Source organism: Mesorhizobium sp. M7A.F.Ca.US.006.04.2.1, from assembly GCF_004022915.1.
Lineage (GTDB): Bacteria > Pseudomonadota > Alphaproteobacteria > Rhizobiales > Rhizobiaceae > Mesorhizobium > Mesorhizobium ciceri.
In genome coordinates this window covers 1-5,146 of the sequence record NZ_RZQA01000466.1, presented here as the reverse complement: position 1 = coordinate 5,146, position 5,146 = coordinate 1, and the positions used below count along the sequence as shown (strand labels likewise).

Sequence of the window (5,146 nt, the reverse complement as noted above, 5' to 3'; positions counted from 1 at the left end):
CCGCCATAGTGCGGCGTCAGTTCGGCGACGACGCGATCGATGGCGTGGATGGCCAGATGAATAGCGAGCGTGGCGCCGGTGCGGCCGAAGCCGGCCAGCGTCTCGCCGGGTGGCATTTTGGAGGCGCGCCCGGAAATGCGGGTCAGCACAAGGCTTTGCGCCACTTCGGGAATGGTCAGCTCGCGGCGCAATGCTGCGGCGGCAGCGGCGAAGGAGGGGACGCCCGGCGTCAGCGTATAAGGGATGCCGTGCTTTTCCAGCCGGCGGATCTGCTCGGCGACCGCGCTCCATACCGACAGGTCACCGGAATGCAGCCGGGCGACATCCTGGCCTGATTTGTGCGCCTCGAGATAGGCGGCCTCGATCTCGTCGAGCGACATCGGCGCGGTGTCGACCAGCTTTGTCCCCGGCGCGCAGTGCTGCAGCAATTCGGGCGCGACGATCGAGCCGGCATGCAGGCAAACCGGGCAGTTTGCCAAAAGCCTTGCGCCGCGCAGCGTGATGAGGTCGGCCGCACCTGGACCGGCGCCGATGAAATGAACGGTCATGGCGCATCTCCGCTGATGGCGATGGCGCAGGTGACCGGGCCGAGCACTGTGCGGGGGCCAAGCAGTTTTGCGCCTGTGCCGGCCACGGCGAGGGCGGACGCCTCGGAGACCGATGGTGTGCCGGCAACATCCTGCGAGAGATCGGAATGGCTGAGCGTATCCGACGAGGCAGCTTGAAGTGCTGAGTCGTCGACGACGATGACGGGAAGACTCAGCGTGCGGCCAGCGGCGGCGATCGCTTCTTCATCCTTCTTGAACGCGGCAGTCGCCAGTGCCGACAGCGCCGTCATCGCCAACCCATGCGCCTCCAGCGCCGTTTCGATCGCCGCAAGCACCTCTTCGACGCCCACGCCCTTTCGGCAGCCTATGCCTGCGACCATCATGGCTTCATCCAGCTCCATTGCGTCACTGGCATGGCCGGCCGCCAGGCCTGCATCGAGCCGACCGGCGAGGCCCGCGAGATGTTTATCCGCGTGAGATCGCCGCCGAGCTTCGTATGCTGGGCAAGAAGCAGGGCTTCCATCTCCAGCGTTACCGCGTTTGCCACGAGACGGCCGCCAGTGTGCAGGGCCTTGATGGCAGCTTTCAAGACACCGGCATCGCTGCCGCCACCGCCGATGAAGATCGCGTCTGGCGTGTCCAACCCGGCAAGCGCCTTGGGCGCGCTGCCTTCGACCACGACAAGGCCGGGAACGCCACAGGCAGCGGCGTTGCGACCAATACGGGCAGCGCGCACCGGATCGGCCTCGATGGCAAAAGTGCGCATCGAAGGGTGGGCCAGCATCCATTCGATGCCGATGGAACCGGAGCCGGCGCCGATGTCCCACAGCAACTCGCCGCGCCGCGGCGCCAGCGCCGACAGGGTGATCGCGCGGATTTCGCGCTTGGTGATCTGGCCGTCATGGTCGAACAGGTGATCGGCAAGGCCTGATGTGAGCGGCAGCACGCGCGCGTCCGGACCGGATTCAACTTCGACCGCCAGCACGTTGAGCGGATTGAGGTTTTCGAGGTCGAAGGCATCGGCGCGGACCGAGCGCTGGGTCTCGCTTGGCCCACCCAACGCCTCCAGGATCGTCAGCCGCGATGCGCCGAAGTCGAGTTCCGCGAGCAGGCGGGCAATCGCCGCGGGGGCTTCTGCATCCGAGGTCAGCGCCAGGATGCGCGCGCCTGGCTGCAGCAGCGGCCGGATCAGGTCGAGCGGCCGGCCGTGCAGCGAGACGGTTTCGATATCCTGCAGCGCCCAGCCGAGCCGGGCGGCCGCCAGTGAAACGGCTGAAGGCGCGGGGATAACGTGCATCTCCTGCGCCTTGACCTTGCGGGCGAGCGTGGCGCCGACGCCGTGGAAGAAGGGATCGCCGGACGCGAGCACACAGACGTTCCTGCCGGCAAGCGCCAGGACGTCAGCCATCTCGGCATCGAAGGGAACCGGCCATGGGCGCGGCTCGCCCTTGGCGAAGGAAGCGACAAGGGCGAGGTGCCGCTTGCCGCCGAAGATGATCTCAGCCTGGGCAATCCGCTGCTTGGCCTCGTCGCCGAGACCCGCTAAACCGTCCTCGCCGATGCCGACGACTGTCAGCCAGGCGGCTCGCGATTGACGCTCAGCAGGCATAATGACCCACCGTATCCTGATCCTCGGCGGCACCACCGAAGCGCGGCAACTGGCCGGAAAACTGGCGGCGCGTGCCTCGGTCACACTGTCGCTGGCCGGCCGCACCGAAAGCCCGGTCGCGCAAGGCGTGCCGGTGCGAAGCGGAGGCTTTGGCGGCGCCGACGGGCTGGCCGCTTACCTCACGGAAACGGCCACCGATCTGCTGATCGACGCCACGCATCCCTATGCGGCGCAAATCTCCGCCAATGCCGCACAAGCCGCGCGCATGGCCGGCGTGCCGATCCTTGCCCTGCGGCGTCCCGGCTGGGATCCTGTCGAAGGCGACCGCTGGACGTTGGTCGGTACGGTCGGCGATGCCGCGCAAGCGCTTGGACCGGCGCCGCGCCGCGTTTTTCTGGCACTGGGCCGGCAAGAGGTTGCGGCTTTCGAAGCAGCGCCCCAGCACCACTATCTCATTCGCAGTGTCGATCCGGTCGAGCCGAAGCTGGCCGTGCCCGACGCCGAATATCTGTTGGCCCGTGGCCCGTTTCGCGACGCGGAGGAACGCGCGCTGCTCGAAAGGCACCGCATCGATGTCGTGGTGTCCAAGAACAGCGGCGGCGAGGCGACCTTTGGCAAGATCGCCTCGGCGCGGGCGCTTGGCATCGAGGTGGTCATGATCCGCAGGCCTGATCTGCCGGACGTGCCCTCGGCTGAAACCGTCGAAGCGCTGGCCGCCATTGTCGATCGATTTGGGGTCGATCATTTTGTCCGACCCGTGGAAGAGCGCGGCGTGTAGACCAGCGCCGGCTTCTCCGTGCGCTTGATAATCCTGGTTTCCGGCGAGCCGATGATGATGCAGGTCGCCATGTCCGCCTTTTCAGCCTCGACATCGGCCAGCAGGTAGACCTCGATACGCTCGTCCGGGCGACCGGCGGCGCGGCCGAAGATTACCGGCGTGGTGCCCGGCAGGATGGCGGTCAGGCACTCGAAGGCGCGGCCGAGTTGCCAGGGGCGGGCCTTGCTGATCGGGTTATAAAGCGCGATGACGAAGCCGGCACCGGCCGCCGCCAGCAGGCGCAGTTCGATCAATTCCCATGGCTTTAGATTGTCGGAGAGCGAGATGGCGCAGAAATCATGGCCGAGCGGCGCCCCGATGCGGGCGGCAACCGCCAGCATGGCGGTGATGCCGGGCACCACGGCGACATCGACCGCGCGCCATTCGACCGGACCGGCCTCGATCGCCTCGCAGACGGCCGCCGCCATGGCGAACACGCCGGGATCGCCGCCGGAGACCACGGCGACGTCATGGCCCTCTGCGGCCTTGCTCAATGCGTCCTTGGAGCGGGCGAGTTCCTCGCGGTTGTCGGAAGCGACGCGGGTCTGGTCCGGGCGCAGGTCCAGCCGATCGAGATAGGGCTTGTAGCCGTAAAAGAATTTCGCCTCGGCGACAGCGCGGCTGGCCTCCGGGGTGACCTGATCGGCATTGCCGGGCCCAAGGCCGATGACGGTGAGACGGCCACTCATGCCTGTGCTCCCACGGCGCCGGGGCGACCGGACCAGCCGGCGACCAGCACGATGGCGAAGTAGGGTGCCTTGTCGTCCTTTTTGTCGGCAAGCTTCATCGAGACGCTGCCGGCCATGGTGCCGCGCTCGACATAGACGGCGCGCGACAGCTTGGCCGTAGCCTCCAGCGCCCGCCTGATCTTGGGCAGGTTGCGGCCGACCTTCATGATCACGGCGGCATCGGTGTCGGCGAGCCGGCGGCTCAGCTCGAATTCGCTCATCGTGCCCGGCAGCACGGTGAGCACGTCGTCGCCCTGGACGATCGGAATACCGGTCTGCGACCAGCAGCCGGACATGGCGGTGACGCCGGGGATGACTTCGGTCGGAAAACGATGGGCGAGGCGCACATGCAGATGCATGTAAGAGCCGTAGAACAGCGGGTCGCCCTCCGACAGCACCGCAACCATTCTGCCGGCTTCGAGGTGCTCGGCGACCTTCTCGGCCGACTCCTCGTAGAAAGCCGTGATCTGCGAGCGGTAGTCGTCGTGATCCCTGGCGATTTCGGTTGTGACGGGATAGAGCAGCGGCAATTCCGTCATTTCGGGCCGGAACTGCGCTTCGACGACTGCACGGGCGTTGCTGTTGTTGCCGCGCTTGGCGAAATAGGCCACGACATCGGCCTCGGCCAGGATGCGGGCGGCTTTTAGGGTCAGCAGTTCGGGGTCGCCAGGACCGGTGCCGACGCCAACGAGGCGGCCTTTGAGAAAGGCGTTCACAGGCCAGGCCTCGCCAATGAATTGAGCGCGGCGGCGGTCATGGCACTGCCGCCAAGCCGGCCACGCACGATGGCGTAGGGAACGCCGTAGGAATTCTCGGCCAGCGCATCCTTGGATTCGGCCGCACCGACGAAGCCGACCGGCATGCCGATGATGGCCGCCGGCTTTGGTGCGCCATCGCGCAGTTTTTCCAGGAGATAGAATAGCGCGGTCGGCGCATTGCCGATGGCAACCACAGAGCCGGCCATGCGCTCGCCCCAGAGGTCGATGGCGGCCGCCGAACGGGTGTTGCCGATTTGCCTGGCAATTTCGTGCGTACGCGGGTCGCGCAAGGTGCAGATCACCTCGTTGCCCGCCGGCAGCCTGGCGCGGGTGACGCCATGCGAGACCATTTCCGCGTCGCAGAAGATCGGCGCGCCGGCCGCCAAAGCGGTGCGGGCGGCGGCAACGAAATCCTTGGAGAACACAAAATGATTTGAAGCTTCGACCTGGCCGCAGGCATGGATCATGCGAATGGCGACATCGGCCTCAGCTTTGGAGAAGCGCGACAGATCGGCCTCGGCGCGGATGATGGCGAAGGAGCGCTCGTAGATCGCCGTGCCGTCATGGATGTAGTCGTAGGCGGCCATGCTCATTTCCGTGTTTCAGTTTGGGCCTGTCGGTAGGCCTCGGCGATACCGGCCGGCCCGAGCCTTGTCAGGCAAGCGGCGGCGGTTTCACCTTGATAT

General features: G+C 66.6%; 7 protein-coding genes. 1 reads left to right on the top strand and 6 read right to left on the bottom strand.

Features of this window, described 5'->3' with window-relative positions; translation table 11 throughout:
* The 3 genes from EN925_RS22705 to cbiE form a co-directional block, all read right to left on the bottom strand.
* Positions 1-548 (bottom strand): SAM-dependent methyltransferase (locus EN925_RS22705; RefSeq protein WP_128336941.1); only part of this gene is annotated, 548 nt, incomplete at its 3' end.
* Entirely contained in the window at positions 545-931 is a 387-nt protein-coding gene (locus EN925_RS22700; RefSeq protein ID WP_013531079.1) for a cobalamin biosynthesis protein, read from the bottom strand. The genes EN925_RS22700 and EN925_RS22705, both read right to left, overlap by 4 nt.
* Complete coding sequence (gene cbiE, locus EN925_RS22695; RefSeq protein ID WP_127385520.1) at positions 928-2,157, bottom strand: precorrin-6y C5,15-methyltransferase (decarboxylating) subunit CbiE; 1,230 nt, start codon at positions 2,155-2,157, stop codon at positions 928-930. The genes EN925_RS22700 and cbiE overlap by 4 nt, the downstream gene beginning before the upstream one ends.
* Position 2,158: 1 nt before the next feature.
* Between cbiE and EN925_RS22690 the strand changes: the two genes are divergently transcribed.
* A complete protein-coding gene (locus EN925_RS22690) occupies positions 2,159-2,935 on the top strand; it encodes a cobalt-precorrin-6A reductase (RefSeq protein WP_127371420.1) in 777 nt (258 codons plus the stop codon).
* Here the strand turns inward: EN925_RS22690 and EN925_RS22685 are convergent.
* Genes EN925_RS22685 through EN925_RS22675 form a run of 3 tightly spaced genes read right to left on the bottom strand, consistent with a single transcriptional unit; the run spans position 2,899 to position 5,047 of the window.
* Positions 2,899-3,663 (bottom strand): precorrin-3B C(17)-methyltransferase, encoded by a 765-nt coding sequence (locus EN925_RS22685; RefSeq protein WP_024501370.1) that lies wholly within the window; start codon positions 3,661-3,663, stop codon positions 2,899-2,901. The genes EN925_RS22690 and EN925_RS22685 overlap by 37 nt on opposite strands.
* On the bottom strand, positions 3,660-4,418 hold the full coding sequence (locus EN925_RS22680; RefSeq protein ID WP_127385521.1) for a precorrin-2 C(20)-methyltransferase: 759 nt from the start codon (positions 4,416-4,418) through the stop codon (positions 3,660-3,662). The genes EN925_RS22685 and EN925_RS22680 overlap by 4 nt, the downstream gene beginning before the upstream one ends.
* Positions 4,415-5,047: a precorrin-8X methylmutase gene (locus EN925_RS22675; RefSeq protein ID WP_127370535.1), complete on the bottom strand. Its 633-nt coding sequence runs from the start codon at positions 5,045-5,047 to the stop codon at positions 4,415-4,417. The genes EN925_RS22680 and EN925_RS22675 overlap by 4 nt, the downstream gene beginning before the upstream one ends.
* Between the last annotated feature and the right edge of the window lie 99 nt (positions 5,048-5,146).

What these genes read in the sequence shown, in the direction of transcription:
- EN925_RS22685 (WP_024501370.1), bottom strand. Translation starts at nt 3,663, where the DNA reads ATGAGTGGCCGTCTCACCGTCATCGGCCTTGGGCCCGGCAATGCCGAT.
- cbiE (WP_127385520.1), bottom strand. Translation starts at nt 2,157, where the DNA reads ATGCCTGCTGAGCGTCAATCGCGAGCCGCCTGGCTGACAGTCGTCGGC.
- EN925_RS22700 (WP_013531079.1), bottom strand. Translation starts at nt 931, where the DNA reads ATGATGGTCGCAGGCATAGGCTGCCGAAAGGGCGTGGGCGTCGAAGAG.
- EN925_RS22675 (WP_127370535.1), bottom strand. Translation starts at nt 5,047, where the DNA reads ATGGCCGCCTACGACTACATCCATGACGGCACGGCGATCTACGAGCGC.
- EN925_RS22690 (WP_127371420.1), top strand. Translation starts at nt 2,159, where the DNA reads ATGACCCACCGTATCCTGATCCTCGGCGGCACCACCGAAGCGCGGCAA.